The organism is Candidatus Woesebacteria bacterium (genome assembly GCA_016700095.1).
GTDB lineage: Bacteria > Patescibacteriota > Microgenomatia > UBA8517 > UBA8517.
Window position 1 is genome coordinate 483559 of record CP065002.1, and the last position, 26094, is coordinate 509652.

A 26094-nucleotide genomic window follows, 5' to 3' on the forward strand; every position below is an offset into this window, starting at 1 on the left:
CTAAAATCCAAAAAAGGTCGAGTAGACATACCGCAATAACAAAGTTGAAAAATAGTGTTGTCTAACCGGGTTGGTCAAACATTAGCTATTCTTGTCTTTCGCACACGACAATTATTTGAAGTGTCTTTGTTATACTCTTTTAAACATTATAAACTAAGGTTATACTGGGCTGCACAATATGAAATTAAGAGTTACTACGTTAAAAAGATTTTTACCCAGTTTTACGATCAATAAACTGCTGGGAACTTTCTCGCATGATGTGGGCATTGACTTGGGAACAGCAAATACCCTTGTTTGGGTCAAAGACAAAGGAATAGTCATCAGGGAACCGTCGGTGGTTGCCAGAAATCGGAAAACAAAAGAAGTATTGGCAATCGGATCATCAGCCAAGAGAATGTTGGGTCGAGCTCCTTCAACACTCGAAATTATTAGGCCGCTTCGCGATGGGGTAATTGCCGATTTTGATGCAACCGCATCGATGCTTGATCATTACGTAAAAAAAGTTCATGAATCAGGTGGAGTAATTCCTAAAATTCCACGTCCTCGGATCGTGATTGGAATACCATCGGGAGTAACGGAAGTCGAACGGCGTGCGGTTGCGGATGCTGCCGTTTCAGCAGGTGCAAGAGAAGCACATTTGGTCGAAGAACCGATGGCTGCAGCGATTGGTGCCGGTTTGCCGATCGAAAAACCCGAAGGTTTGTTTGTTGTTGATATTGGTGGTGGCACGAGTGAAATTGCCGTAATAAGTTTGGGCGGCGTAGTCGTGGGTGGGTCGATCCGTGTTGCCGGTGACGAGATGAACGATGCAATTGTAAACTACGTGCGTTTGAAATATTCATTATTATTGGGAGAATCTACGGCAGAAAAAGTTAAAATTGATATCGGCAGTGCAACTCAGGTTAAAAAAGAACTTTTTTCGGTTGTACGGGGAAGAGACTTGGAGACCGGATTGCCGAAATCGGTCAAATTATCAAGTACGGAAGTGCGTGAAGCTCTTGCGCCAATTGTTCGAGAAATTGTAAAAAGCATTTCAAACACGCTTGAAGAAACCCCTCCAGAGCTTGTTTCGGACATTATGAAACGCGGGATTATAATTGCCGGTGGAGGAGCGTTGTTAACCGGAATTGATGAGGTGATTTCCGAGCAAACTAAAATGCCTGCGTTTATTGCTGATGATCCGTTAACTGCCGTTGTTCGCGGGTGTGGTGCGATATTAAATGATATAGGGTTACTTGGCCGAATTAATATGACTGAAAAAATGAATGAAAATTAACTAGCTTAATGGAAACTCTGTCGCAATCACGTTCGCAAAGTTGGTTATCTTGGTTTTACCGAGGTGTGTTGATTTTAGGTTTTTTAATCCTTGTAGGGAGGTTGTTTGATTTGCAGATTATCCGTGGTGCGTACTTCCGATCACTTGCCGAGGGAAACAGAATTCGTCGCGTTCCAATTACTGCTGCCCGAGGTGAAATATTGGCACGGGGAGGCGAATTGTTGGTTGGAAATACTAAAGTTAAAAAACATGTTACTTTCAGCCCCACTGAAGGATATGAAAAAACGCTTGATATTAATAACGCTCCGGATGAAGAAATAATTGACGAATACGTCAGAGATTATAAATTAGGATCTTCGTTTGCGCACGTAAGTGGCTATCTGGGATTAGTTAATGAGGATGAAGTGGGAAAAGTTAATGCGGGATGTTTGAGCCATGGACCCAGGAAGTTTGATTCGCTTACCGGCAGAACCGGTTTAGAACAATATTATGAATGCACTTTGATGGGGCATGATGGTGAGGAATTGGTAGAGGTAGATGTTTTGGGGAATAGAGTCCGAACTTTGGGTAGAAAGCAACCGATTTCCGGACGGGAAATTCGTACAACCATAGACTACGGATTACAAATTCATGTTGCCGACATATTTAGCGGTAAGAAAGATTTTGCGCGCGGGGACATTCCCGAAGGTCTAATCAAAGGAGCCGTGGTTATATCAGATACAAAGGGAGAAATTCTTGCGCTGTATTCATCGCCTTCATATGATCCAAATATTTTTGTCAAAAAAGATAAGTCGCAAGATATCGAAAACCTTTTCACTAATACAGAACTTCCGTTGTATAACCGCGCAACCGGTGGGACATATCACCCGGGCTCTGTATTTAAACCGGTTGTCGTACTTGCTTCATTGGAAACACGAACAATTGATGATGACTACACATACGAAGACACGGGGTCGATTGTGTTAAATACTGACTATGGAGTTTATACGTATAACAATTGGTATTGGACACAATACGGTGGACAAGAAGGTGTAATTGGCATAAAAAAAGCACTGGCTAGATCAACGGATACACTGTTTTATAAAATCGGAGAATTAACCGGAATTGATAATCTGGTTTTATGGGCAGAAAAGTTCGGATTTGGTGTCCCGACAGGGATTGATTTACCGGGTGAGGTTAGCGGATTATTACCTAATCCCGAATGGAAAAAATTGGCAAAAGCCGAACGATGGTTTTTGGGTAATACATATCATTTTTCAATTGGCCAAGGCGATACGGCGCTTACACCGATTCAGATTAACCGTGCAATCGCAGCAATTGCCGCCGATGGGAAAATTTGTAAACCACATCTTGTTGGTGGGGTCGAATGTAGTGATTTGGAAATAGACAAAGACAACTTGGAAATTGTGCGTGAAGGTATGTTTCAAGCATGCTCACCGGAGGGAACCGGTTTTACTTTTTTTGATATCAATGGGTCAAACGATGAGAAATTTGCGAATAAAAAAGTTGCGTGCAAAACCGGAACGGCGGAAACTTCGACTGATAAAAATCCGCATGCTTGGTTTACTTTTTTTACTCCGTTTTCAACCGATGAAAATACAGAGTTGATAAAACCCGAAATTGTCGTTACAGTTTTGGTAGAAGAAGGTGGAGAAGGTTCAAAAATTGCGGGGCCGATTGCCAGAAGTATATATAATTATTGGTACAATTTTCCCGAATCAAAACCTGCAAGTGTTCCAGTTGCCACCGAATAACCAAAGAGCCAAAGCTTAGCTTTGAAATACATGACGGAAAATGATTTTTTAGTGTGCATATCAACCTATGTTGGATTCGGACCGGTGCGGTTGACGTTACTGAAAAATTATTTCGGAACATATGAAAATATCTGGAAATTAAGTAAAAAAGAACTTAAAGAAGTTAATCTATCCGACAAGTTGATTGACGGGTTTGTCGAACACAGGAAGAATTTTGACTTTGATAAATATCAACTGAAGTTAGCAAAGTTAGCAATTGGCATTATTACTCATTCCGACGCTAATTATCCGTCAAATTTAAGTGAATTATCAAACGCTCCACAGGTTTTATATATCAAGGGGGAACTTTGTCAAAACGACTCGAATGCCATTGCGATTGTAGGAAGCAGGAAAATGACACATTACGGCAGGGAGGTGGCAGCTAAATTCGCCGGCGAGCTTTCCGATTTTGGCGTCACAATTGTATCGGGTTTGGCACTTGGAATCGATGCAGTTGCCCACAACGCGTGTTTGGCAAGTGGTGGCAGAAGTATCGCGGTACTTGCAAGCGGACTTGATACGATTACGCCGCAACAAAATTACTACATCGCCAAAAAAATATTCGACGGGAAAAAGGGTGCTATCGTATCCGAATATCCGCTTGGAACACCTGCTCTTAAAACCAATTTTGCCAACAGAAATCGAATAATATCGGGATTATCAAAAGCAGTAATCGTGGTTGAGGGTCAACATAAAAGCGGGACACTGCTTACTGCTCGTGCTGCGGCGGAGCAGGGGAGGACGGTGTTTGCGGTTCCGGGACAAATTACTTCTCCCATGAGTGAGGCGCCTTTGTATTTGATTGAAAATGGAGCGCGCTTGGCAACAAGTACCCGAGTTGTTTTAGAAGAAATGAATATGCAATTCAAGGTAGATAAAAAGCAGGTCGAAAAAATCATGCCGACTGATGAACTGGAAAGAAAAATTTACATACTACTGAAAAACGAGGCAAAACACATTGATGAAATTGCACGGGAGATTAAGCTGGATATTGGTAAACTGCAGTCAAAGCTTTCGATGATGGAGTTAAAGGGCTTGGTTAATTGCGACGATGGACTATATCGGGTTAGGAATTAGTATCCTATTCTGTTTCTGTCAAAGACATATCTTCAAATCTAGCAGCATCTCTCAATCTCTCTTCGCATCGTTTGTGGTTTCCCGCACGATCATATGCCAAAGCCTCTTCAAATGTCTTCAATGCCAATTCACCTGCACGCTTTTTTGCTTGATCTAACTGTTCTCGCGATATTTCTGCTGCCATAAATTTATTAATCTGATTTGGGGGTTTTGGGCGTTGGTGTACTATTGGTGGTAGGAACATTTGGTCTTTCGGGAAGTGGTTTTGGTTTAGCGCCTGCTTTTATTGCAGCCTGCATATATTGTGTTTGCTCAAATCTACGCTGGGCTTCTTCCAGCTTATTCCTGGAGGTATCTTCGTTTTCAGACATGTTTTAATTATACGTGGAATATATATTATTTCAATACAACTTTCGAAATTATTGACATTGCTGTTACAATTTCATCCTGGGATGTTGACATTAGTTGCATTTTCCTGTTTTACTGATAACTGTTTATCTAAAGTATGAATTTAATAATTGTAGAAAGTCCAACAAAAGCAAAAACACTAAATCGGTTTCTCGGGAAAGATTATTCGGTTGAGGCGACAATGGGACACATCAAAGATTTACCTAAAAGTAAATTGAGTGTCGATGTGGAAAATGATTTTCAGCCTGATTACCAGTTGGTCGAGACGAGAAAAAAAGAAATTGCAAAGTTAGTAAAGCAAGCAAAAAAAGCCAAGAAAGTTTATTTAGCAACCGATCCGGATCGTGAGGGAGAAGCAATTGCTTTGCATGTTCATGAGATTATTGGTAAGACAGATTACGCAAGAATTACCTTTCATGAGATAACCAAAGAAGCGGTCGAAGAAGCAATCGCTCATCCTGCAAAAATTGACGATAATTTAGTGAATGCCCAAATTGCCCGGCGTGTACTCGATCGACTAGTGGGCTATAAATTGTCACCTGTCATTTGGAAAAAAATCCGGCGCGGTTTGTCGGCAGGGAGAGTGCAAACGGTAGTTGTCCGTTTGATTGTCGAGCGTGAACGCGAGATTGAAAAGTTTGTTAAAAAAGAGTATTGGGAAATTGCTTGTGACGTAAAGCAACAAGAAAAGGGGAAAATTTTCAGAGTAAATCTTTTAAAAGTAGATAACAAAGTATTGAGTGTTGCAAATGGAAATGAAGCCAAAAAACTTAAAGATGATCTTGAAAAAGCCATTTTCAGCGTTAAAGATGTCAGGTCAAAAGAAGTAAGAAAAAAACCATTCCCTCCATACACGACATCAACGCTTACCCAAGCGGGTGCTAATGTATATGGTTGGTCATCAAAAAAAACCATGAGTATTGCCCAAAAACTGTATGAAGAAGGGCTGATTACTTATCACAGAACCGATTCCACCAATCTGTCAGTACAAGCGGTGGAAAAAGTACGTACATTTATCGCAAAAACATATGGGGACAAATATGTACCGGCAAACGCTTTAATTTATAAAACCAAAGCAAAATCGGCTCAGCAAGCACACGAAGCTATACGACCGACCGATATTAAAATCCAAGGTGACTTGGCAGTACATGTAAAGATCAAATTAGATGCAGAGAAACTTTACAGTTTGATCTGGAGAAGATTTGTGGCGTGTCAAATGGAAATGGCGATTTATGATGTGACCACGATAGATGTAAACGCAGATGGTAATAATAATTATTTACTTAGGACTACCGGAAATGTAGAAATATTTGATGGGTGGAGAAAGGTAATACCAACCAAGGAAAAAGACGAGTTGATTTTACCGAAAGTAAACGCAGGTGAAAAATTAGATGTTAAACAAGTAATTAGTGAACAGAAGTTTACCCAACCTCCCGCCAGATTTAATGAAGCATCGTTAATTAAAACGTTGGAGAAATTGGGGATAGGTAGACCATCAACTTATGCTCCAACCATCTCGACCATCCAAACAAGGCAATATGTTGAAAAACTTGATAAAAAGTTTTACCCGACACCTGTCGGGATTGCCGTTACTGATTTTATGGTGACTAATTTTGATGAAATCTTTGATTATTCATTTACGGCAGGCATGGAAAACGACCTCGACGAAGTTGCCAAAGGAAATAAAGATTGGGTGACAATGATGAAGGATTTTTACAAACCTTTTGAGAAAAAGGTGTTAGATGTCGAGAAAAACGCGGTGAGAGTTGCCGTACCTGTTGAGAAAACCGGAAGAAAATGCCCGACATGCAAAAAGGAAAAAAGAGTTGGTGATAAACAAGGTGATTTAGTGATTAGAACCGGAAGATTTGGGAAATTTATTTCCTGTTCAAACTTCCCGGATTGTAAACACACGGAAAAATTAGTTGTTAAAGTTGACATGAAATGCCTACGTTGTTTGGAAGAAGGAAGAGATAAAGAAAGTCAAGGAGATATCATTGTTAAAAAAACCAGAACGGGAAGAATATTTTATGGATGTTCCAAATACCCCGAGTGTGAATATGCAAGTTGGGTAAACCCGGCACAGGCAAAAGACAACTAGATGTGTTTACACCTTATTATAAACGTTGAAAGAATATTTCAGACCGTTTTCTTCGCTTTCTAGAATTTCTTTTCGTTTATACTTAGTTTTATCAAACCTTGGGAAATACGTATCTCCTTCAAACGCTTTATCAATTTCGGTTAAGTACAATTTATCTGCAAGGGACAAAAATAATTTATAAATTTGGCCGCCACCTGCAATAAATATTTCACCACTTTCTGTGTTAATTAATTTAAGTGCGTCTTCAAGTGAATGAACAACAACACATCCGTATGCCTCAAAGTTTTTATCTTTCGACATGACAATTATCTTTCTATCGGGAAGTGGTTTACCGATCGACTTGAAAGTTGCCTCTCCCATAATTACCGTATGTCCCAGAGTTAACTTTTTAAAATATTTAAAATCCTCTGAAATATGCCAGGGTATCCGGCCTTTGTTTCCGATAACGAAGTTTTTTGATAAGGCTGCAATAATTGATATTTTCATACTGAAATTTTTGCTTTTATTGGTGGGTGATATTGGTAGTTCATTAGAGTGAAGTCCTCATATTTAAATCTAAACAATGATTTTACATCCTTATTAAGTTTCATTGTCGGAAGTGTATATGGTTTTCTCTTTACAATTTCTTTTGCTTGGTCAATATGATTTAAATAAATGTGTGTATCTGCCAGACTCAAAACTAACTCACCGGGTTTTAGATTAGTGACATGGGCGATCATCATGGTAAGAAGTGCGTAACTTGCGATATTAAATGGTAATCCTAAAAATGTATCAACCGATCTTTGCGTCATGAGGCATGACAATTTATTATTACTTACACTAAATTGATACATAACGTGGCATGGTGGAAGTGCCATGGTGTCAACACGTGATGCGTTCCATGCATTGACAATTAACCGCCTACTTCCCGGATTATTTTTGATTTCTCTTACTACCCACTTTAATTGATCAAAGCCGTCGAAATTTCTCCATTGTGCACCATAAACCGGACCAAGGTTTCCCCATTTTTCAGCAAACTTTTTATCGGACTTAATTTTCTCCACATACTCGATCATTTTCTCTTGCCATGTACTGGAGTACATCGGGTATCTTTTGTCCAACTTATTAGCCTTAAGATAATTTTGAAATGGCCATTCGTTCCAGATTCTTACATTGTTTTTGGCAAGATATCTTAAGTTTGTATCTCCTTTGATAAACCAAAGTAGTTCGTGAATAATTGCTTTTAGATACATTTGCTTTGTTGTAAGAAGTGGAAAGCCTTGGGATAAATCAAATCGAACCATGCGGCCAAAAACTTTTTTCGTTCCGGTGCCTGTTCGTTCGTTTTTTTCAACCACACCGTTTTTCAGGATATCGTTAAGTAGATCGTGATAAACTTTCATTGTTGACTAACCTTCTTGCCAGCATAAATTATATGACAATAAATTTCCAGTGGAGAAAAAAGATAATGGATAATTTTCAAAAAGCATGCTACATTTTTGGTGTAAATCAATGATTAATAAATCGCCATTCATTGTTATCGAAGGTCCCGATGGAAGCGGAAAAGGTACACAGCATGCGTTGTTAATTGAAAAACTCAAGGAAAATGAAAGAAAGGTTTTTCCTGTAGATTTCCCCCAATATTACAATCATGAGGGATATTTTGGTCCGATGATTGGAAGGATGCTTAAGGGTGACTTTGGACCAATGGACATTATTGATCCGAGGCTTGCGTCGGTGTTATTTGCAATGGATCGTTGGGAGGCAAGTGAAAACATTAGAACAGCTCAAAGAAATGGATTAATTGTAGTTGGGAATAGATACACACTTTCAAATGAAGCACATCAAGTGGCCAGAATGCCCCCAAGCGAAAGAGATGGTTTTTTGGCGGATTTGAGAAAAATGGAATATGACATACTAAAAATCCCGCGTCCAGATTTATACCTATTTTTGTCCGTTCCATTTGAAATAAGTCAAAAACTTATTGAAAAGAAAGCGGGGAGAAATTATTTGGGGGGGGCACAAAAGGATGGTCTGGAGAAAGACGTTGAACATCAGTTATCAGCTACCAGATTGTATGGAGAATTAGCTAAGAATGATTCTGGCATAGTTGTTGTTGATTGCGCGAGCGAAAGTGGGACATTGATGTCAATTGAGGAGGTTCATGGAAAGGTTTGGAAGGAAGTAGACAGATTTATACATCAATATGAGGAAGGATAGGTTGTCGGTGAAAGACAGAAGTAACATTTGAATATTTTTAAATAAGCAATATACTGGGATGGTGGATAAAATATTTTCATTAATTGACCAAGAGGCAAAAAGGCAGAAAGAAACGCTGATGATGATTCCGTCAGAAAACTATACTTACCCGGAAGTAAGAAGCGCTGTCGGAAGTATTCTGATGCATAAGTATGCGGAAGGTGATCCGGGAAGGCGGTATTATCAGGGAAATGAATTTGTTGACCAAGTGGAAGCAACCGCGGAAGGAAGAGTTCTGGAATGTTTTAATCTAAACCCTGAGGATTGGCATGTAAATGTGCAACCTCATTCCGGGTGTGAAGCAAACTTGGCGGTTTACAATGCAATTTTAGATCCGGGTGACAAAATCATGTCTATGTTTTTGCCCGACGGTGGGCATCTCTCGCATGGTTGGCATATGGGCGACAACAAAATTACATTAGTCTCTAAAATTTTTAACGTAAGTTTTTATAACGTCGATCCCGAAAAAGAGATTTTTGATTTTGCCAAAATTGCACTATTGGCAACTCAAATAAAACCTAAACTAATAATTTCCGGCGGTACTGCTTATCCTCGGGATATTGATTATAAACGCATGGCAAAAATCGCCCATAGGGTAGGGGCGTATTATATGGCTGATGTGGCACACGAGGCGGGACTTATTATTGCCGGTGCCAATAATTCACCTTTTCCACACGCCGATTTTGTTACTTTTACGACCCACAAAACGCTTCGAGGACCAAGAGGAGCAGTTATTGTTGCAAGAAAAGAATACGGCGAGAAAATTGACAGATCGATTATTCCCGGTCTTCAGGGAGGTCCGCATCTTCATTCCATCGCTGGAATTGCAGTAGCACTTGAAAAAGCTAAAACACCAAAATTTAAACGATATGGTGCGCAGACAGTTGAAAACGCCAAATATTTAGCTCAGCTCCTTAAATCAAAGGGATTACACATTGTAAGTGGTGGAACAGATAAGCACTTGGTTTTAATTGATTTGAGAGAGCAAAAAACAAACGGTTGGTTTGCGGCATGGGCGTTGGAATATGCAGGTATTATTGCAAACAGAAATACAGTCCCGAGTGACACGGGGTCGCCGTTTTATCCCTCGGGTCTAAGGTTGGGGACTCCGGCAATTACGGTTAGAGGAATGAAAGAACGCGAAATGAAAAAAATTGCGGATTGGATTCATGAAGTGATCGAGATTGTTGCCGGTCAAACTATTCCCGCCGACAAAGAAGAAAGAAATCAATTCCTAAAAGCTTTTAGAGTTGGGATTGCAAAGAATGAACGCATACTTAAAATAAACAAAGAAGTAAAAATGTTGTGTAAAGAATTCCCCATTGATTTTGAATAACACTTCTGCCTTTTGAAAATATATTTTGATACGAATAGTTTTTTAGGAATTTTCTTACTATGCGAAGATGTGACGCTTTTCGTAATATTTGTTACCGTACTAAATTTAGCATAAAATAACATGATGATAAGTTTTGATGGCAGAAAATATTCCGACGAGAAGCTTCTGGTTCTAAAAAAACAAGTTGATAATCTAAAAGCGCGAGGTATTAATTTAAAGCTTGCCAGTATTTATGTATCAACTGATCCCGGAAGTGTTCTTTATACTAAACTCAAGAAAAGCAAAGCTGAAAGTATTGGCATAGCTTTCGTTGCGTACGAAATGGACAATATCGACAAAGAAGGTGTGATTGAGGTGATCACAAGATTAAACGGCGATGAAGGTACAACCGGGATATTGGTTCAAAAACCGTCTGGTGACAAGCAATACGATAAAGAAAGTTGGGCGGAAATTGTATCGGTTATTGACCCCGCCAAAGACGTCGATGGATTAACACCTCACAATTTAGGTTTACTAAGCATGGGGACGCCGAAGTTTATCCCCGCAACCGTTAAAGCAGTGATGTCTGTTCTAGCAAGCTGGCAGATAGAGTTAGCGGGAAAAAACATTGTCATAATCGGAGCGAGTGAAATACTGGGAAAACCGCTTACTATGTTAATGACACAAATGGATGCAACAGTCAGTTTACTTCACTCCAAAACGGAAAACATCAAAAAGTACACATTAAATTGCGATATTTTAATCAGTGCTACAGGCGTTCCCAATTTAATTACGCAAGACATGGTTAGACATGGAAGTATTATGATTGATGTCGGGGCTCCAAGGGGGGATATCGACAAAGCAACTTACCAAAAAGCAGCGTACGTCTCGGGTGTTCCCGGAGGTGTCGGACCAGTGACAATCGTTTCCCTTTTAGAGAATTTAGTTGTATTCAAATAGAAAATATAAGGTGTTTTGTGATATCAATTTCTAACCTGTGGGTTTAAATTAATCAGCCAACTCATAACTTTACTTCGTTAATTACGCACTATTGTGCACCAGAGATACTTTTGTTATAATACTTCAACGCATACTTAAGGAATGCATTCCTGAAGAAAAAAACTTCGCCTTAAGTAGAGGATTAAGGAATGTAAAAGTTATAATATGACTGAAGTTTCCGCACAAAAACTAATTGAATCAGGTGCCCATTATGGACATCAAACAAGACGTTGGAATCCGAAAATGGCAAAATATATCCACAGCCATGTCGACGGAGTCCATATTTTTGATTTGATAAAAACAAAAAAGGCATTAGAAGAAGCTCTCAAAGTAATTAGTAAAGTTGCAAGTGAAAAGAAAAATATTCTGATATTGGGAACCAAAAAACAAGCCAAGGAAAAGGTTGCAGAGATAGCCCAAAGAACACAAGTCTTTTATGTGAATGAAAGGTGGCTTGGAGGAACACTCTCGAATTTTTCCCAGATCAAAAAATCGCTCAATAAACTAAATACCATGCGTGATAAACTTGCCGCAGGTGAGTACAAGAAATTTACGAAAAAGGAAAGACTTCTGATTGAACGAGAGATTGCACGTTTGGAAAGATTTTTCGGAGGGTTGTATGGTATGGAAAAAACACCCGATCTAATTATCATTATCGATCTCAAAAGGGAACAAGGTGCCATCAAAGAAGCACGAACAGCAGGTGTTGAAACAGTGGGGATAGTTGATACAAACTGTGATCCGGATGGAGTTACATATCCGATTCCGATGAACGACGACGCAACACGCGCACTTGATTATGTACTTGATCTGATTGCCGAGGCGATAACTGAAGGAAAAAATAATTCAAAGAAATTAGAAGCAAAACCGGAAACTCCCCAAAAACAGGTTAAAGTTGCAAAGGGCAAGAATATTAAAACTTCACCAAGGAAAGTTAAGGAAAAGAAAAGCAAGGTGTCTAAAAAATAACATGGCAAAGATTGATGTCAAGACAATCCGAAAACTAAGAGATGAAACGGGGGCTTCAATTGTGCGTATCACAAAAGTTCTTGACGAAGTGGGTGGGGATGAAGGCAAGGCATGCGAAATTCTGAAAAAAGAAGGTTTTGAAAAAGCCGCGAAACGTAGCGATCGTGAGACCAACCAAGGTGTACTTAAAACTTATGTTCATCACTCAGGAAAATTGGTGTCAATTGTCGAACTTCTTTGCGAAACTGATTTTGTAGCCAAAAATGATTTATTTATAACATTGGCAAATGACCTTGCGATGCAAGTTGCCTCTATGGGTGCAAATAGCGTTGATGACTTGATTGCTCAGGATTTTATCAAAGACCCGAGCAAAAAAGTTGAGAATCTGGTAAGAGATGTTATTGCAAAAACCGGTGAGAATGTTCGCATTGGAAGAATTTTTCGTGTAGAATTAGGAAAGTAATGAACGAATCTTCAGTACGCTCTAAACTAAGTGAAGTGTTGGATCTTGTTGTTTCGGATGTGAATACGGTTAGGACGGGACGTGCTAAACCCAGTTTGGTTGAGGATCTCACAGTCGTGGTTTATGGTGGTACAACAAAACTTAGAATTCAAGAAGTGGCAACCGTAAGTTCGCCTGATCCTGAGAGTATTGTCATTTCCCCCTACGATAAATCGATAATCGGTGAAATAAAAAAGGGAATAGAAGCGGCAAACATCGGTTTCTCACCAAATATTGACGGTGAGATTATTAGGATTTCGGTTCCTCCGCTAACAACCGAAGACAGAGAAAAACTAGTCAAAATCCTTTCGGGGAAGTTAGAAAGTGGAAAAATTATGATACGTCAGGTTCGTGGAGACGTTATGAAGGATATCAAAAAAGAATTTGAAGAAAAGACAATTACCGAAGATGAAAAGTTCATGGGAGAAAAGAGATTGCAAATGTTGGTTGACGAATTTGTCAAGAAAATTGAAGAAGCAGGAGAACAAAAAAAGAAAGAGTTGCTTCAGATATAATAGTTAACGAATATATTTATATATATGACAGAAGATGTTAACAATCCAGCCGAACCATACTTAATTAGACATAAAGTAGAAGAACAGCGGTCTGGAGTAAGAATTATTCGACAGGCAAGTGAAAAGGATTTAATAATGTTTTCGCATTTGATGGGCAATAAGTCGTTAGATTTTGCAAGAGATAATCTAAGACCTGAAAGCATTTTATACTATTCATTTAAAGGGGCAGATAAGCATCTTGCAATTGTGAAAGATGGAAAAGTACTTCAAATCCACCTATGTACCAAGAATGAACAAGGTAATAAAAATATATTTACAAAAAAACATAATCAAGGTAGTAACTCCCCCCACCAATTCAAATCAATAGAAATGTCTTTTTGCTCAATAGAGTCGTTCGATCGGATAAAAATTGGGAGATTTGAAGAGGGTGACAAAATATTTAAAGAGGTTTCGGATACTTTGCAACCTGGAACAATAAGCTTTTTAAGATTTGCTAGTAAATTCCTTACCCTAATTGATCCTGATACTCAGGTCTTTTTACAACCAACCACTAAGCAGAGATATCGAATATACCAGAAATTTGTAGATAATAATAATTTGAGAAATGTACGCTTATATTATCCAGAAGACAGCGAAGAATAGAAGTGTTACTTGCTACAATAAAGCCATTTTCGTATACTCTAGTTTGCACAATGGTATCATTATTTACTTTTATTTTAGTTCTCTCGGTTCTTATCCTTGTTCATGAATTTGGTCACTTTTGGACGGCAAAAAGACTAGGCATCTGGGTCGAAGAATTTGGATTTGGATTACCTCCAAGAATTTTTGGTAAAAAATACAAGGATACAATCTACAGTATCAATCTACTTCCTTTTGGTGGATTTGTCAGACTTCATGGTGAAAACGAAGAGGGAAGTATTAAATATCCACAAAAAGCATTTCTCAATAAATCTAAAAAAGTCAGATCGGCTGTTATTACTGCAGGAGTTTTCATGAACATGATGTTGGCAATTGTTTGTTTTTCTATTGTCTATTCAGTTTCCGGTATACCGAGGGAATCAGAGAACGTTCGAATTGTGGAAATTGCCGAAAATTCTCCCGCAAGTATGTCCGGTTTGATGGTTGGTGATATTGTGAGTGAAATTAATGGCGAAGCCATCACGAGTTCCGATTCCTTTCTCGTAAAAATGCAGGAGAATCCAAACATGGAAAGTTTACTTCGTATTAGTCGCGGGAAAGAAGAAAAAGAGTTCAAAGTAACGCCAAGAAAAGATTATCCCGAAGGTCAAGGACCTTTGGGTGTTACAATTTCAACCACCGAAATATATTTTCCCTCAATTTGGCAAAGACCGTTTTATGGTGTTTATTATGGTTTTCAAGAAAGCATTTATTGGATACTCGCAGTTGTTGCGGGATTCTCAACTCTTTTTTCGACACTACTTGGCGGATCAGTTCCTCAAGACATTGCCGGTCCTGTCGGAATTTATGCAATTACCACTCAGGCGGCGTCCTTTGGTGTAGTAGCTCTCATTAATTTCGTAGGTGTTTTGTCTGTAAATCTTGCAGTGTTAAATATATTCCCATTTCCCGCGCTTGATGGCGGAAGATTTTTGTTTATTATTATAGAAGCGATTTCGGGTCGTCGAGTAACACCAAAGATTGAAGGTTATATTCACATGGCTGGAATGGCTCTTCTTCTCACCCTTCTTGTTGTAATAACATTCGGCGATATTCGAAGATTAATTGATGCAGGTAGTGTTACCGGATTCATAGAATCATTTGCCCCGTAATAAGCACCTTGTGTTACAATTGACGTTATACAAATTCACATTAACAGATATCTTGGTTTTATGATGGTATAGATAACCAAATATTTTTGCGTATTTCGCCAAGAGGGAATTTGTAGTAATTTGAGCTTGGGTTGATATAATAACTACACATGAAACAATCTCAACTATTTCCCAAAACACAAAAACAAGCACCACGAGATGCGGAAAGTGTTAACCACAAGTTGTTGGTAAGAGCGGGCTTCATTGACCAATTAATGGCGGGAAGTTGGAGTTTGTTGCCGCTTGGATGGCGCGTTGTAAATAAAATAAACGACATTATCCGTGAAGAACTAAATAGCATTTCCTGTCAGGAGGTACTAATGCCCTTAATGCATCCTAAAACGATATGGAATGAAACGGGGAGATGGGATTCGGCGAAGGAGGTCATGTATCAGTTCAAGGATTCACGCGGAAAAGAATTTGCGCTTTCTTTCACACACGAAGAAATATTTTTGGATCTGGTTCGGAAATTTGTAAATAGTTATCAAGATTTGCCATTGGCGCTTTATCACTTTTCTACAAAATTTAGAAATGAACCCAGAGCAAGAAGTGGAATATTAAGGGGAAGAGAATTCATGATGAAGGATTTATACAGTATCCACAAAAACGAAAAGGATTTTGGTGAGTTTTACGAAAAAGTTAAAATAGCATATTCAAAGATATTTGACCGTATTGGATTCGATGTCAAAATTACCGAAGCGGGTGGAGGGGTTTTTACCAAAAACATTACTCATGAATTTCAGGTTCCCGTTGGTAGCGGTGAAGATGTTATTTATTATTGCGAGAAATGTAACTGGGCGGTAAATAAAGAGGTGTTTGATCCCCAAGAAGTTGAAAACGCGCTTGCAGCAGAATGTAAAAGTGTTTGTCCGAAATGTGGTTCGAAGGTTATCGAAACGAAGTCGATAGAGGTCGGCAATATCTTTCCGTTTGGTACGTATTATAGTGAGAAAATGCAATTAGTTTATACCGACGAAAACGACAAGAAAAAGTTTCCCTATTTCGGTAGTTACGGTATTGGGTCAACGCGTGTTATGGGTGCTTGGGTAGAGACGAGTTATGACGACAAGGGAATTATATGGTCAGACGCGATAGCTCCTTTTAAAGTTCACCTAATCGAGCTTCCGGGAGCAAAGAATGGTCTATCGATTTATAATAGTTTATCCGAGCGCGGAATTGAAGTTTTGTGGGATGACAGAGATATCGCCGCAGGGAAGAAATTCTCTGATTCAGATTTAATAGGGATTCCCCACAGGATTGTGGTTTCTCAAAAAACACAAGAAAAGCTGGAGTATAAAAGTAGAAAAAGCGACACAACAAAAATTGTAAGTCTAGATGACCTAATAGACATACTTACATCATAATAACATGCTACATGCTTCAGGACTATGTTTTTTGGCAATACACAAAAAGTTTAGTTAATTAAATGAACAAAAAGAGAATTGTGGTAATCGGTGGTGGCACGGGTACTTATACGGTTCTATCGGGATTAAAAAAATTCCCCGTACATTTAACCGCAATTGTATCAATGATGGATAGTGGGGGAAGCAATCGGGTGTTGCGTGATGAATTTGGGCTGTTGCCGACTTCCGATATAAGGCAATGTATGGCTGCGCTTGCCGACGAAAAGCACGCAGACAGCGAAGATCTAAGAAAACTTTTTACCTACAGATATGAAAACGGAACAGGAATTTCCGGCATGACTTTTGGTAATTTATTTATGGCTGCCTTGACCGATGTCTACGGGACGCAGGAGAAAGCAATTGAAAAAACTTGTGAGCTTCTTCATGTTGTGGGCGAAATTATTCCGGTTACCTACGACAATTCACATTTGATTGCTCGTTACGATAATGGTAAACAAGTGTTGGGGGAACACTACGTGGATGAACCAGATAAAGAAACAGGTAAACACAAAATTGTGGAGTTGGGACTTATTCCGAAAGCATGTGCAACCAAAAAGGCGATTCAATCAATTAAACAAGCTGATTTGATTGTTTTGGGTCCGGGTGATTTGTATACCAGTATTATTTGTAATTTAGTAGTCGATGGAATCGTCAAAGCGATTGCGAAATCAAAAGCAAAGAAGGTATACGTCGTCAATCTCATGACAAAATTTGGTCAAACAAACAACTTCACAGGTTCGATGCATGTTCATGAGATTAATAAATATTTAGGAGGAGAATTTATTAATTATTGTCTGATTCATAACAAAGAAAAAATACCACAACGACTTCTTAGGCGATATAAAGAAGAAAATTCTATTCCGGTAGTTGATGATTTAGTTACGACAAAGAAAACAAAAATTATAAGGAAGAATATTATGTCGTCTGAGATATTTATCAAACCAAAATCCGATATTGTAAAAAGAAGTTTGGTACGTCACGATCCTAACAAGTTAGCTAAAGCGATTGTTTCACTTGTGTAGATATTGGATTAAACTGTAAGTGTTATATGACGAATTGTGTGTTTTGTAAAATAGTTGAAGGAAAACTACCGGCGAAAGTGAGGGAGGAAACAAAAAATGTCATTGCTTTTGATAGCATAGATCCCATTGCCACAACCCATATTATAATTATCCCCAAAGAGCATATCGTATCCTTTATCGACATACAAAAATCACACCACGAAACGATTATAGACATGATGGAAGTAATTAATAAATTAATACAAGCTCGAGATATTTCGGCTGGTTACAAAATTATAGTTAATGGTGGAAAGTATCAAGTTGTGAAACATTTGCATTGGCACCTTGTTGGAGGTAAACTTGGAGAATTAAACGCATTATGATAAGTAGCGATATTCAAAAACAACTTATAGAGGCGATGAAGGCACATGACGCAGTGCGTGTCTCGACACTTCGCATGTTGAACTCCGAATTGAAAAATGCTCGGATTGACAAAAAGGAAGATTTGTCTGAGGAAGATGAATTGAAAGTTGTAAAAAAAGAAGCCAAAAAAAGAAAGGATGCGATTGAAGGTTTTGAATCTGGTGGAAACAAAATTGCCGCCGATAAAGAAAGAGAAGAACTAAAAATTCTTGAGACATATTTACCGACGGAAATGTCAGATGAAGACGTTATTAAAATTGTCGATCAAGTAATTCTCGAAGTTGGAGCAAAATCAATAACCGATATGGGGAAAGTAATGCAAGCCGCGGTAGCAAAAGTGGAAGGACGAGCAGACGGCAAAAGAGTATTGGACTTTGTCAAGCTAAAACTTAGCCAAGGCAATTTATGATAAAAATTTACGTAATTAAGCAATCAAACTACGGTGTTAGTACTCCGAAGGTAAAAAAAGCACTCGCAAAATTTTTAAAAAGTAGGGGTATTGTGTCGGATACGGAAGTTGATGTTGCCATCGTTGGTGAAAATAAAATGTTAGGATTGGCTGAAGATTATTTGGGAGAAAAGGATGTCCTCCATAACGTTTTAACTTTTCCTGCAAGTGAAACAAAAACGGAATTTATTAGTCCACCGGATGGGGTGATACGCTTGGGACAAATTGTTGTCTGTTATCCAAAAGCCAAAGAGGAAGCCAACAGTGAGGGAGTCATGATCGATGATAAAGTTATTGAGCTGGTAAATCACGGAGCACTTCATCTTCTTGGTATTCATCATTCATAAGTAAATTATTTGATACTTTTTGATATCTTTCATAGTTTTCACAGTTGTGCTAATTTTAGACAACAAAGGAAATATTTCGAAAAAAACTTTTTTAGTGTTTATTTTTTTTAACGATCAAGTGCTAAACACTCTAATGTGTTTACTTGTGAGTAGTTTGTACTAATTCCAAAATACGCACACTTTACTTACGGTTACCAAGTGGTTCAAACTTACTAAACACAAGATCAAAAAGTGTTGATCGTCGAACCGAGGATGATTTATCTTACAATATGGCTTATTACTTAAAATACCGTCCACAAACAATAGATGATTTAGACCTAGAATCGGTACGCGAAGATCTAACAAGGGTTGTTAAATCGGGATCCATACCGCATGCACTGCTGTTTGCAGGACCAAAGGGTACGGGAAAAACTTCTGCCGCAAGGATTTTAGCCAAAATAGTAAATTGCGAAAAAAGAAAGAAAGATAGCACGCTTCCGTGTAATCAATGCGAACAGTGTAGAAGTATAACCAACTCGGCAAATATTGATGTGATTGAAATGGATGCCGCAAGTAACAGGGGAATCGATGATATACGTTTATTGAAAGACGCGGTAAAGCTGGCACCCGCACTTGCCAAGTCAAAGATTTATATTATCGACGAAGCGCATATGTTGACCAATGAAGCAAGTAATGCACTGCTTAAAACATTGGAAGAACCGCCGAGCCACGTTATCTTTATTTTGGCGACAACAAATCCGGAAAAACTCATAAGTACAATTCGTTCGCGTACTCACTTAATTAAATTTGGTAAAGCTTCTCTTAATGAGATTGTAGTATCACTTGAGAAAATTGCGAAGGGAGAAAATCTTAAAGTCGACGACGGCGTATTATATGAAATAGCGCGATTGTCGGAAGGTTCGTTTCGGGATGCAGATAAATTATTGGAACAAACAGCCTATGGCAAGAAACATATCTCGCTTGCAGACATTGGAGATTTGCATGTTTCGGACATGTTTGATGTAGCTAACTTTTGCCTGTTATTAGCCACAAAAGATACCAAAAAGGCGTTGGGTATGGTTGACGAAGGTTTGCGTCAAGGCATGTCGGCAATTAGTATTGCCGATAAGATTATTGTGTATTTGAGAAAAGAGTTACTGGGAAAAATTGGTATAGGCGAAAGTACTAATTTAGATCTTGGAAAGAAAGAAATAATTACGTTAATAAAAATGTGTATACATGCTAAAAAAGATATGGCAATATCTTTCAACGAGCAAATTCCTCTTGAAGTGTTAATTGTCGAGTGGTGTGAAACTAATGATAACTCTGACAAAGAAGGTGAAGATAATGACACTGCCGGTAAAACTTCCTCTCAACCCGATATTAAGGTAAGTAAGATAAACGCACAAGTTGATACGGTTAACAGTGAAGCTGATCCAATCACAATAAGTAAGACGGTGGTTCAGGTAAATAGTAATAATGCAAGCGAGGAGAAAAATGGATGTGTGGATGGAGATGGACATGAAGTGGCAAATTCGATTACGCATGAGCTTTGGTCTACAATTCTTTCCGAAATACGGCCGATAAATGCGTCAACCGAAGCACTTTTAAGAGCATCGCGGCCGCTAAATTTTGATGGAAAAACTTTAAATCTCGGGGTTTACTATACATTTCACAAAGAGCATTTGGAAAGCATTAATCATCGAATGCTTTTGGAAAATGCCTGTGCAAAAGTTTTAGGTGGTCAGGTGCACGTGGTGTGTTCCTTGACGGAAGCGCCGGTGACTGAGATCGCCAATGTCTCGCAAATACCATCTGCGAATGCGTCAAATAATTCATTTTCAAACGGTAGTAAAACCAATTTAACTGGTACTTTGACCAATAGCGATGAAACGGATATAATAAATATTGCCAAAGATATATTTGGCGATTAGAATAACACTATGGCATTTGATAAATTTAAACAACTCGGCGAATTAAACAAAATGCGCCAAGAAGCAAAAAAACTTCAAAAGGAACTCGAGAAAGAGGAAGTTACATATGAGAAAGGTGCAATAAAAATTAAAGTTAACGGTGCACAACAAATTGTGTACTTTCAATTAGACGACAGTGATCGTGATGATATCAAGGAAGCAATCAATGAAGCAATGAAGGAAGTACAAAAAAAGGCGGCGCGAAAGATGATGGAGATGGGCGGTGGACTTTCGGGACTTTTTGGTAAATAAATAACTTCAACTTATCCGTTAATACCGAGTATATAAGATAAAAATAAGTGGAAAAATATATCACCAACCAATACGAGTAAGATGATTATTAATTGTCTCTTGTTAAATTTATAGTCACTATTTTTTTTGAATTTGTTAAAGAATAATTCAATAAACCGAAAAAGTAAGAGGAAGAAAATTGCAAGAAATATAACTACACTTATCCCAAGGTAAATTATTAAACTCTCGTAGTCTAGTAACACGCCCATTAAATTATTATAGCAGCAACGAGGTGTTGCGAAAGTAATTATTACCCTAATAATGGATAAAATGCTTCGAAAGGAATATTAAACGAAGTAATTAAATCTTAATATATATAATTAATAGTTAACAATAATTTTGTTATAATTACCACATGATGAAAGTTCCCAAACCTATTTCTAATCTAATTGAAAGTTTTCAAAAATTACCCGGTATTGGTCCAAAATCTGCCCAGAGACTGACTTACTATTTACTTCATGTACCTCAAAGCCAGCTTGAAGAATTTGGTCAAGCACTTACCAATCTCAAAAAGGATACCGTGCTTTGCTCACTATGCAAAAATGTTGCCGAGACGGATCCTTGTCCTATTTGCTTAGACCACGGACGTGAGGGAGATACTATTCTCGTGGTTGAACAACCGCTTGATATTTTGGCTTTTGAAAGGACGGGTAAATACAATGGTTTGTATCACGTTTTACATGGAGCGATTAGTCCGCTAGATAACATTGGACCCGACGAGCTTTTTGTTAACGAACTGTTTGATCGATTATCGAATGGTCATGCTATTATTGAAGTTATCGTAGCTACGAATCCAACCATGGAAGGTGATGCAACGGCAATGTATCTGAGCAAAAAGATTAAAGAAATGTCTCCGAAGACAAAAATATCGCGTTTGGGAATGGGAATACCGACGGGTGCGGATTTGGAGTATGCTGACGAGACAACGTTGTCAGAAGCCATACGAGGTAGAAGGATTTTATGAAAAATAATTCTAAAAAGTACGCGAAAGCTATCGCTCATGAAATTAAACACGAAGTGTTGGGGGAACCTAAGCCGAAAGTTGTTCCTCCCAAAAGAAGCGCTATGGATGTCATTCTCGGTAAGTATCCAAAGACATTCGAACCCGAAGATCAACCCTCGCCGATTGTTGAAGCAATGCTTCAAACAAAAAAATCAGAAGAAGAAAAGGCTAAAAAAACCGTAGTTGATACGGTCGATATAGACATGCAAAAACTTAGGCAAAATCGCATTAAGGCTGAAAACCAATGGATAAAAAATCAAACCGGATTAATGCAAGAACCACAAAATGAAAATAAAAAGGAAGCTGTGCTCCCGTCTAGTCCGAAAAAAGGAGCTATCGGTGTTGGTGGACAAAAGCCGAGAGGAATGGAGCAAATGCGAAAGAAAAATTAAGATTGCAATTGAGATGATTTATTTGTATCATGTCTTTATGAAAATTAGAATTATAAGTTGTTGTCAAAATAAGCCGCGTTGATTACGTCGTATATAACGTGGCTTACATTCCCGCAATCAGCGGGAATTTTTGTTTAAGGACCTATGGATAATTTAATTAACGAATTAGAAAAGATTCGGGGAAAAACTTTGCTTGTTTGCTATCCTCATCCGGACGATGAAACGATGATCTCGGGAGGTCTTCTTCGTGAAGCAAAAAAGTATGATATCAAAACTGTTGTGCTGGTATTAACCCAGGGCGGTGAGGGGAAAATGCATATTCATCCAAGAGGAAAATCTGTCAAAGAAGTTAGAACCAAAGAACTTAATAGTGCTATGACCAAATTAAAAGTTGATAAAGTGATATTGGAAAATTACCCCGACGCTTATTTGCGGGATTGCAAAGATCTCTGGACAAAAAAGCTAACACGACAAATCAGAGAATTAAAGCCTGCTATGGTGGTTACGTATGATCATTCGGGGATTACCGGTAATCCGGATCATATCGTATTGTCACTTGAATTAACGAGAATAATTTCTTCTATGAAGAAAAATGCAAGGCCAATTTTCTACTTTGCGACATTGGATTTGGAAAATAAACCGCTTGTGTCAAGATACATGTGTTCAGAAGTATTGCCTTATGTGTCAAAAGCAACAAGCTTTTTGAAGATCAATATTGTCAGAAAAATATTGACAGCGCGAGTGTACAAAAGTCAAAATGTGATGAATTTAAAAACAGCGCTTTACTATCTGATTTTTCTACGTAAGGAATGGTATCATAAAGTAGATTTTGACAAAACATATCCCTTTAAATATGTCCCTTTCAAACTCTAAATACATGCAGATATTTAATTCTTTATCAAGAAAACTGGAAGTATTTACTCCTCTTGGAGAAGGTGCTGTGGGACTGTATACCTGTGGGCCAACCGTTTACGATTTTGTAACGATAGGTAATTGGAGGACATATGCACTTGGTGATTTGGTTGTCAGAACGCTCGGCTATTTGGGATTTACGACAAAGTACATCATGAACATAACCGATGTCGGGCACTTGACGGGCGACAACGAAGGCGATGCCAGTATTGGTGAAGACCGACTGGAAAAAGGTGCAAAAAGAGAAAATAAAACAGCATGGGAAATTGCTGATTTTTATGCTAAAGATTTTTTGAAGGGTTTTGACGAGTTGAATTTGACTCATCCAATTAGATTCACAAAAGCCACCGACTATATACAAGAACAAATTGAATTAGTTAAAAGAATCGAAACAAAAGGCTATACATATGAAATACTTGATGATGGAATATATTTTGATATTAAAAAATATGAACGTGACGGATATAGTTATGGTGATCTTTCAAACCTTGATGTAAGAAAAGAAGGGGCAAGAGTGAAGATCAATCCCGGGAGGAAAGACCCTAGGGATTTTGCTCTTTGGAAATATTCACCAAAGGGAGTTAAGCGCCACATGGAATGGGAAAGCCCATGGGGAATTGGATTTCCCGGTTGGCACATTGAATGTTCGGCTATGAGCATGAAGTATTTAGGTGAACAATTTGATATTCATATTGGTGGAGAAGATTTAAAAAGCACTCATCACCCAAATGAAATAGCTCAAAGTGAAGCTGCAACCGGTAAAATACCGTATGTCAAATATTGGATTCACGGTGCGTTTTTGCTTATCGATGGTGGGCGCATGGGGAAAAGTTTACATAACGCATATACACTCACTGACATAGGCAAGAAGGGATTTAGCCCGATGGATGTAAGATATTTTTATTTAACCGGTCACTACCGCAAGAAACTCAACTTTACCTGGGAAGCGCTCGAGGCGGCCAGAAACTCACGCCAGAAATTAGTCGAACAAGTACGAGCAGCAAAAAAACAAACAGCAAGAACTGTGATGTCTGAGGAAAAGAATCAGAAAGTGCACTTGTTTCAAAATGATTTTAAAAACGCTATCTCTGAGGATTTCAACATGCCTCAGGCCTTAAGCGTCTTTTGGTCGATGCTAAAAAGCAATATTCCTTCAGAGGATAAATATGATCTTGCTGTTAGCTTTGATGATGTGCTTGGTTTGAATATCCGCAAGTCGATCGAAGAATCAGAAAGAAATCCCGTGGATATCCCTGATGTTGTTAATGCCTTGGCGCAAAAAAGAGAGGATTTTAGGAAAAGGGGAGACTTCACACAAGCCGATGAGGTGAGAAAAGAGATTGAATCTGCTGGTTTTGATATCAAAGATTCTTCTGATGGCTACAAACTCAAAAAGATTCGTTAAACGTTTTAGTTGTGATTTTTGACCCAATATAATCAAATTGACTTTGGTTGGTGTTAACTTGCATACTAATAAGTAATGACGACCCTCAAAAAACTTATCTTCACTAGCCTTATTATGCTGGTATTTGTCTATCTTTGCGTACTTACATTGGGCATGTATGTTTTGAAAAAAGATGTTGATTTGCTCAAACATACTAAACCGTACAAGAATGTTGGAAATTTAATTTCCTGGCAGGAATCTAACTCAGAAGATTTTTCGCAAGCAACCGATTCAGGAAAGATTGGAATTACGGAAATTACTCGAAATTCCCAAGATAATCGCTTTAGTATTAAAGACTGTGTTGATTGCAATGAAGCAATTTTGGAGATGATCGATTCTGCCGAAAGCAATAATACTGTCAGTGTTGTGGACGCGCCGAACGTCAAAACACAGACCTCATATATACCACTTGGAAGTAGTGCCGGGTCAACGAGCACGAATTGGTTTACGATAAATGACGCATCTAGCTATATCGATCTGAAAAATGATTTCAACATGGATGCGTATGTAACTTTTGAGGCATCTCTTAAGGTGTTACATGGTAATGGGCAGGCATTTGCACGGTTGTGGGACGACACAAACAAAATTGCCGTGACGGGTAGCGAAATATCAACAAGCAATAATGCTGATTTCCAGCATGTTAAAAGTACACGGATTTATTTATGGAATGGTAATAATAACTACAAGGTTCAGATAAAATCACTTAATGGATACGAAGTGACAATATCCGATTCCAAAGTTAAAATTGTTTATTAATGAAAAAATACGGAGCAATATTTGATTTGGATGGAACGATTGTCGACGACGATTTTATCTACGGCAATGCCTTCAGCCAAGTTCTAAAAAAATTGGGTGCGAAAAACGTTCCCGACATACCCCACACCGGAGGTATTGGCATTGATGAAAATTGGCCTATTCTTTTTGATAAATACAAGATAACAACACAACACAGTATCGAGGACTTGTCGGCACTCGTAACAGATTATTTTTTAGCACATGTAAAACTGGCGCGAATAAAAAGGGGATTTATCTCCTTTGCTCACGACCTTGGTGAATCCGATTTTGCAATTGCCCTGGCGACAAGTACGACATGGAGTATTGCCGATGCGTTAATCAGCACCCTAGATTTACAGGGAGTCTTTGAAAGTATTACAACAGGCGAGGAAGTAGGAAATAAAAAGCCTTCTCCCGAGATTTTTAATTTGGCAGCCGACAAAATATCTGTTCCGGCAAAACAGTGTGTAGTCTTTGAAGATTCAGCGGCGGGAGTTGAAGCTGGTCTTAGTGCAGGTATGATGGTTGTGGGTGTCTATAAAGACGAAATTCGTAAAGAAGCTTTGTCGGGTGCGCACAAACTTATTCATGATTTTGATTTAATATCAGTCGAAGAGGTGTTAGCGTTATTTAGCGATAAGTAGACTTTGCAGAGCTTACCAACAATGCTAAGATTATACAA

29 protein-coding genes are annotated in these 26094 nt (G+C 38.5%); 25 read left to right on the forward strand and 4 right to left on the reverse strand.

Translation table 11 applies throughout. The features are described 5' to 3' along the window. The first annotated feature begins 178 nt into the window (after positions 1 to 178). The 3 genes from IPM62_02370 to dprA are packed head-to-tail and all read left to right on the forward strand — an operon-like array spanning position 179 to position 4146. Complete coding sequence (locus tag IPM62_02370; GenBank protein ID QQS39432.1) at positions 179 to 1276, forward strand: rod shape-determining protein; 1098 nt, start codon at positions 179 to 181, stop codon at positions 1274 to 1276. A gap of 8 nt (positions 1277 to 1284) precedes the next feature. Next, on the forward strand, positions 1285 to 3030 hold the full coding sequence (locus IPM62_02375; GenBank protein QQS39433.1) for a hypothetical protein: 1746 nt from the start codon (positions 1285 to 1287) through the stop codon (positions 3028 to 3030). A 30-nt stretch (positions 3031 to 3060) separates the two neighbouring features. Beyond that, positions 3061 to 4146 (forward strand): DNA-protecting protein DprA, encoded by a 1086-nt coding sequence (gene dprA / locus IPM62_02380; protein ID QQS39434.1) that lies wholly within the window; start codon positions 3061 to 3063, stop codon positions 4144 to 4146. A gap of 4 nt (positions 4147 to 4150) precedes the next feature. Here the strand turns inward: dprA and IPM62_02385 are convergent, their stop codons facing one another. Together IPM62_02385 and IPM62_02390 are read right to left on the reverse strand one after the other, a co-directional pair. After that, positions 4151 to 4330 carry a hypothetical protein gene (locus IPM62_02385; GenBank protein ID QQS39435.1) on the reverse strand — a complete coding sequence of 60 codons (180 nt, stop codon included), beginning with the start codon at positions 4328 to 4330 and terminating at the stop codon, positions 4151 to 4153. 7 nt (positions 4331 to 4337) lie between these two features. Further along, on the reverse strand, positions 4338 to 4517 hold the full coding sequence (locus tag IPM62_02390) for a hypothetical protein (GenBank protein ID QQS39436.1): 180 nt from the start codon (positions 4515 to 4517) through the stop codon (positions 4338 to 4340). Between the two features lie 134 nt (positions 4518 to 4651). Between IPM62_02390 and topA the strand changes: the two genes are divergently transcribed. Then, positions 4652 to 6655: a type I DNA topoisomerase gene (topA, locus tag IPM62_02395; protein ID QQS39437.1), complete on the forward strand. Its 2004-nt coding sequence runs from the start codon at positions 4652 to 4654 to the stop codon at positions 6653 to 6655. A 6-nt stretch (positions 6656 to 6661) separates the two neighbouring features. Here topA and IPM62_02400 read toward each other — a convergent pair whose 3' ends face one another. Together IPM62_02400 and IPM62_02405 are read right to left on the reverse strand one after the other, a co-directional pair. Continuing rightward, on the reverse strand, positions 6662 to 7141 hold the full coding sequence (locus IPM62_02400; protein QQS39438.1) for a dihydrofolate reductase: 480 nt from the start codon (positions 7139 to 7141) through the stop codon (positions 6662 to 6664). Next, on the reverse strand, positions 7138 to 8037 hold the full coding sequence (locus IPM62_02405; protein ID QQS39439.1) for a thymidylate synthase: 900 nt from the start codon (positions 8035 to 8037) through the stop codon (positions 7138 to 7140). The genes IPM62_02400 and IPM62_02405 overlap by 4 nt, the downstream gene beginning before the upstream one ends. A 109-nt stretch (positions 8038 to 8146) precedes the next feature. Between IPM62_02405 and IPM62_02410 the strand changes: the two genes are divergently transcribed. The 21 genes from IPM62_02410 (at position 8147) to IPM62_02510 (ending at position 26056) form a co-directional block, all read left to right on the forward strand. Then, positions 8147 to 8854: a hypothetical protein gene (locus tag IPM62_02410; protein ID QQS39440.1), complete on the forward strand. Its 708-nt coding sequence runs from the start codon at positions 8147 to 8149 to the stop codon at positions 8852 to 8854. Between the two features lie 58 nt (positions 8855 to 8912). Then, complete coding sequence (locus tag IPM62_02415) at positions 8913 to 10229, forward strand: serine hydroxymethyltransferase (protein QQS39441.1); 1317 nt, start codon at positions 8913 to 8915, stop codon at positions 10227 to 10229. Between the two features lie 120 nt (positions 10230 to 10349). After that, positions 10350 to 11168, forward strand: a complete 819-nt coding sequence (locus tag IPM62_02420) for a bifunctional methylenetetrahydrofolate dehydrogenase/methenyltetrahydrofolate cyclohydrolase (GenBank protein ID QQS39442.1) — start codon at positions 10350 to 10352, stop codon at positions 11166 to 11168. Positions 11169 to 11372: 204 nt separating this feature from the next. Further along, the gene (gene rpsB, locus IPM62_02425) at positions 11373 to 12176 is read left to right on the forward strand and encodes a 30S ribosomal protein S2 (protein ID QQS39443.1); all 804 of its coding nucleotides are present in this window, start codon (positions 11373 to 11375) and stop codon (positions 12174 to 12176) included. Between the two features lies 1 nt (position 12177). Then, positions 12178 to 12639: an elongation factor Ts gene (locus tag IPM62_02430; protein ID QQS39444.1), complete on the forward strand. Its 462-nt coding sequence runs from the start codon at positions 12178 to 12180 to the stop codon at positions 12637 to 12639. Next, positions 12639 to 13193 carry a ribosome recycling factor gene (frr, locus tag IPM62_02435; GenBank protein QQS39445.1) on the forward strand — a complete coding sequence of 185 codons (555 nt, stop codon included), beginning with the start codon at positions 12639 to 12641 and terminating at the stop codon, positions 13191 to 13193. Before IPM62_02430 ends, frr begins: the two co-directional genes overlap by 1 nt. 24 nt (positions 13194 to 13217) lie before the next feature. Next, positions 13218 to 13835 carry a hypothetical protein gene (locus IPM62_02440; GenBank protein ID QQS39446.1) on the forward strand — a complete coding sequence of 206 codons (618 nt, stop codon included), beginning with the start codon at positions 13218 to 13220 and terminating at the stop codon, positions 13833 to 13835. A 50-nt stretch (positions 13836 to 13885) separates the two neighbouring features. After that, positions 13886 to 14983, forward strand: a complete 1098-nt coding sequence (locus tag IPM62_02445) for a site-2 protease family protein (GenBank protein QQS39447.1) — start codon at positions 13886 to 13888, stop codon at positions 14981 to 14983. 149 nt (positions 14984 to 15132) lie between these two features. Further along, positions 15133 to 16386: a hypothetical protein gene (locus IPM62_02450; protein QQS39448.1), complete on the forward strand. Its 1254-nt coding sequence runs from the start codon at positions 15133 to 15135 to the stop codon at positions 16384 to 16386. A 62-nt stretch (positions 16387 to 16448) separates the two neighbouring features. Next, positions 16449 to 17447, forward strand: a complete 999-nt coding sequence (locus tag IPM62_02455; protein ID QQS39449.1) for a YvcK family protein — start codon at positions 16449 to 16451, stop codon at positions 17445 to 17447. A 38-nt stretch (positions 17448 to 17485) separates the two neighbouring features. Next, positions 17486 to 17809, forward strand: coding sequence for an HIT domain-containing protein (locus IPM62_02460; GenBank protein ID QQS39450.1), 324 nt, complete (start codon positions 17486 to 17488; stop codon positions 17807 to 17809). Further along, positions 17806 to 18258: a GatB/YqeY domain-containing protein gene (locus IPM62_02465; protein ID QQS39451.1), complete on the forward strand. Its 453-nt coding sequence runs from the start codon at positions 17806 to 17808 to the stop codon at positions 18256 to 18258. Before IPM62_02460 ends, IPM62_02465 begins: the two co-directional genes overlap by 4 nt. Next, positions 18255 to 18644, forward strand: a complete 390-nt coding sequence (ybeY, locus tag IPM62_02470; protein ID QQS39452.1) for an rRNA maturation RNase YbeY — start codon at positions 18255 to 18257, stop codon at positions 18642 to 18644. The genes IPM62_02465 and ybeY overlap by 4 nt, the downstream gene beginning before the upstream one ends. A gap of 269 nt (positions 18645 to 18913) precedes the next feature. Then, the gene (dnaX, locus tag IPM62_02475) at positions 18914 to 20557 is read left to right on the forward strand and encodes a DNA polymerase III subunit gamma/tau (GenBank protein ID QQS39453.1); all 1644 of its coding nucleotides are present in this window, start codon (positions 18914 to 18916) and stop codon (positions 20555 to 20557) included. A gap of 9 nt (positions 20558 to 20566) precedes the next feature. After that, positions 20567 to 20848 (forward strand): YbaB/EbfC family nucleoid-associated protein, encoded by a 282-nt coding sequence (locus tag IPM62_02480; GenBank protein ID QQS39454.1) that lies wholly within the window; start codon positions 20567 to 20569, stop codon positions 20846 to 20848. A 397-nt stretch (positions 20849 to 21245) separates the two neighbouring features. Further along, on the forward strand, positions 21246 to 21851 hold the full coding sequence (gene recR, locus IPM62_02485; protein QQS39583.1) for a recombination protein RecR: 606 nt from the start codon (positions 21246 to 21248) through the stop codon (positions 21849 to 21851). Next, positions 21848 to 22282: a hypothetical protein gene (locus tag IPM62_02490; protein ID QQS39455.1), complete on the forward strand. Its 435-nt coding sequence runs from the start codon at positions 21848 to 21850 to the stop codon at positions 22280 to 22282. Before recR ends, IPM62_02490 begins: the two co-directional genes overlap by 4 nt. 144 nt (positions 22283 to 22426) lie before the next feature. Beyond that, positions 22427 to 23155 carry a PIG-L family deacetylase gene (locus IPM62_02495; protein ID QQS39456.1) on the forward strand — a complete coding sequence of 243 codons (729 nt, stop codon included), beginning with the start codon at positions 22427 to 22429 and terminating at the stop codon, positions 23153 to 23155. 4 nt (positions 23156 to 23159) lie between these two features. Then, the gene (locus tag IPM62_02500) at positions 23160 to 24599 is read left to right on the forward strand and encodes a cysteine--tRNA ligase (GenBank protein QQS39457.1); all 1440 of its coding nucleotides are present in this window, start codon (positions 23160 to 23162) and stop codon (positions 24597 to 24599) included. A gap of 75 nt (positions 24600 to 24674) precedes the next feature. Further along, positions 24675 to 25394 carry a hypothetical protein gene (locus IPM62_02505; GenBank protein ID QQS39458.1) on the forward strand — a complete coding sequence of 240 codons (720 nt, stop codon included), beginning with the start codon at positions 24675 to 24677 and terminating at the stop codon, positions 25392 to 25394. Continuing rightward, positions 25394 to 26056, forward strand: coding sequence for an HAD family phosphatase (locus IPM62_02510; protein ID QQS39459.1), 663 nt, complete (start codon positions 25394 to 25396; stop codon positions 26054 to 26056). Before IPM62_02505 ends, IPM62_02510 begins: the two co-directional genes overlap by 1 nt. The last annotated feature ends 38 nt before the right edge of the window (positions 26057 to 26094 follow it).

What these genes read in the sequence shown, in the direction of transcription:
- IPM62_02370 (QQS39432.1), top strand. Translation starts at nt 179, where the DNA reads ATGAAATTAAGAGTTACTACGTTAAAAAGATTTTTACCCAGTTTTACG.
- IPM62_02375 (QQS39433.1), top strand. Translation starts at nt 1,285, where the DNA reads ATGGAAACTCTGTCGCAATCACGTTCGCAAAGTTGGTTATCTTGGTTT.
- dprA (QQS39434.1), top strand. Translation starts at nt 3,061, where the DNA reads ATGACGGAAAATGATTTTTTAGTGTGCATATCAACCTATGTTGGATTC.
- IPM62_02385 (QQS39435.1), bottom strand. Translation starts at nt 4,330, where the DNA reads ATGGCAGCAGAAATATCGCGAGAACAGTTAGATCAAGCAAAAAAGCGT.
- IPM62_02390 (QQS39436.1), bottom strand. Translation starts at nt 4,517, where the DNA reads ATGTCTGAAAACGAAGATACCTCCAGGAATAAGCTGGAAGAAGCCCAG.
- topA (QQS39437.1), top strand. Translation starts at nt 4,652, where the DNA reads ATGAATTTAATAATTGTAGAAAGTCCAACAAAAGCAAAAACACTAAAT.
- IPM62_02400 (QQS39438.1), bottom strand. Translation starts at nt 7,141, where the DNA reads ATGAAAATATCAATTATTGCAGCCTTATCAAAAAACTTCGTTATCGGA.
- IPM62_02405 (QQS39439.1), bottom strand. Translation starts at nt 8,037, where the DNA reads ATGAAAGTTTATCACGATCTACTTAACGATATCCTGAAAAACGGTGTG.
- IPM62_02410 (QQS39440.1), top strand. Translation starts at nt 8,147, where the DNA reads ATGATTAATAAATCGCCATTCATTGTTATCGAAGGTCCCGATGGAAGC.
- IPM62_02415 (QQS39441.1), top strand. Translation starts at nt 8,913, where the DNA reads ATGGTGGATAAAATATTTTCATTAATTGACCAAGAGGCAAAAAGGCAG.
- IPM62_02420 (QQS39442.1), top strand. Translation starts at nt 10,350, where the DNA reads ATGATGATAAGTTTTGATGGCAGAAAATATTCCGACGAGAAGCTTCTG.
- rpsB (QQS39443.1), top strand. Translation starts at nt 11,373, where the DNA reads ATGACTGAAGTTTCCGCACAAAAACTAATTGAATCAGGTGCCCATTAT.
- IPM62_02430 (QQS39444.1), top strand. Translation starts at nt 12,178, where the DNA reads ATGGCAAAGATTGATGTCAAGACAATCCGAAAACTAAGAGATGAAACG.
- frr (QQS39445.1), top strand. Translation starts at nt 12,639, where the DNA reads ATGAACGAATCTTCAGTACGCTCTAAACTAAGTGAAGTGTTGGATCTT.
- IPM62_02440 (QQS39446.1), top strand. Translation starts at nt 13,218, where the DNA reads ATGACAGAAGATGTTAACAATCCAGCCGAACCATACTTAATTAGACAT.
- IPM62_02445 (QQS39447.1), top strand. Translation starts at nt 13,886, where the DNA reads ATGGTATCATTATTTACTTTTATTTTAGTTCTCTCGGTTCTTATCCTT.
- IPM62_02450 (QQS39448.1), top strand. Translation starts at nt 15,133, where the DNA reads ATGAAACAATCTCAACTATTTCCCAAAACACAAAAACAAGCACCACGA.
- IPM62_02455 (QQS39449.1), top strand. Translation starts at nt 16,449, where the DNA reads ATGAACAAAAAGAGAATTGTGGTAATCGGTGGTGGCACGGGTACTTAT.
- IPM62_02465 (QQS39451.1), top strand. Translation starts at nt 17,806, where the DNA reads ATGATAAGTAGCGATATTCAAAAACAACTTATAGAGGCGATGAAGGCA.
- ybeY (QQS39452.1), top strand. Translation starts at nt 18,255, where the DNA reads ATGATAAAAATTTACGTAATTAAGCAATCAAACTACGGTGTTAGTACT.
- dnaX (QQS39453.1), top strand. Translation starts at nt 18,914, where the DNA reads ATGGCTTATTACTTAAAATACCGTCCACAAACAATAGATGATTTAGAC.
- IPM62_02480 (QQS39454.1), top strand. Translation starts at nt 20,567, where the DNA reads ATGGCATTTGATAAATTTAAACAACTCGGCGAATTAAACAAAATGCGC.
- recR (QQS39583.1), top strand. Translation starts at nt 21,246, where the DNA reads ATGAAAGTTCCCAAACCTATTTCTAATCTAATTGAAAGTTTTCAAAAA.
- IPM62_02490 (QQS39455.1), top strand. Translation starts at nt 21,848, where the DNA reads ATGAAAAATAATTCTAAAAAGTACGCGAAAGCTATCGCTCATGAAATT.
- IPM62_02495 (QQS39456.1), top strand. Translation starts at nt 22,427, where the DNA reads ATGGATAATTTAATTAACGAATTAGAAAAGATTCGGGGAAAAACTTTG.
- IPM62_02500 (QQS39457.1), top strand. Translation starts at nt 23,160, where the DNA reads ATGCAGATATTTAATTCTTTATCAAGAAAACTGGAAGTATTTACTCCT.
- IPM62_02505 (QQS39458.1), top strand. Translation starts at nt 24,675, where the DNA reads ATGACGACCCTCAAAAAACTTATCTTCACTAGCCTTATTATGCTGGTA.
- IPM62_02510 (QQS39459.1), top strand. Translation starts at nt 25,394, where the DNA reads ATGAAAAAATACGGAGCAATATTTGATTTGGATGGAACGATTGTCGAC.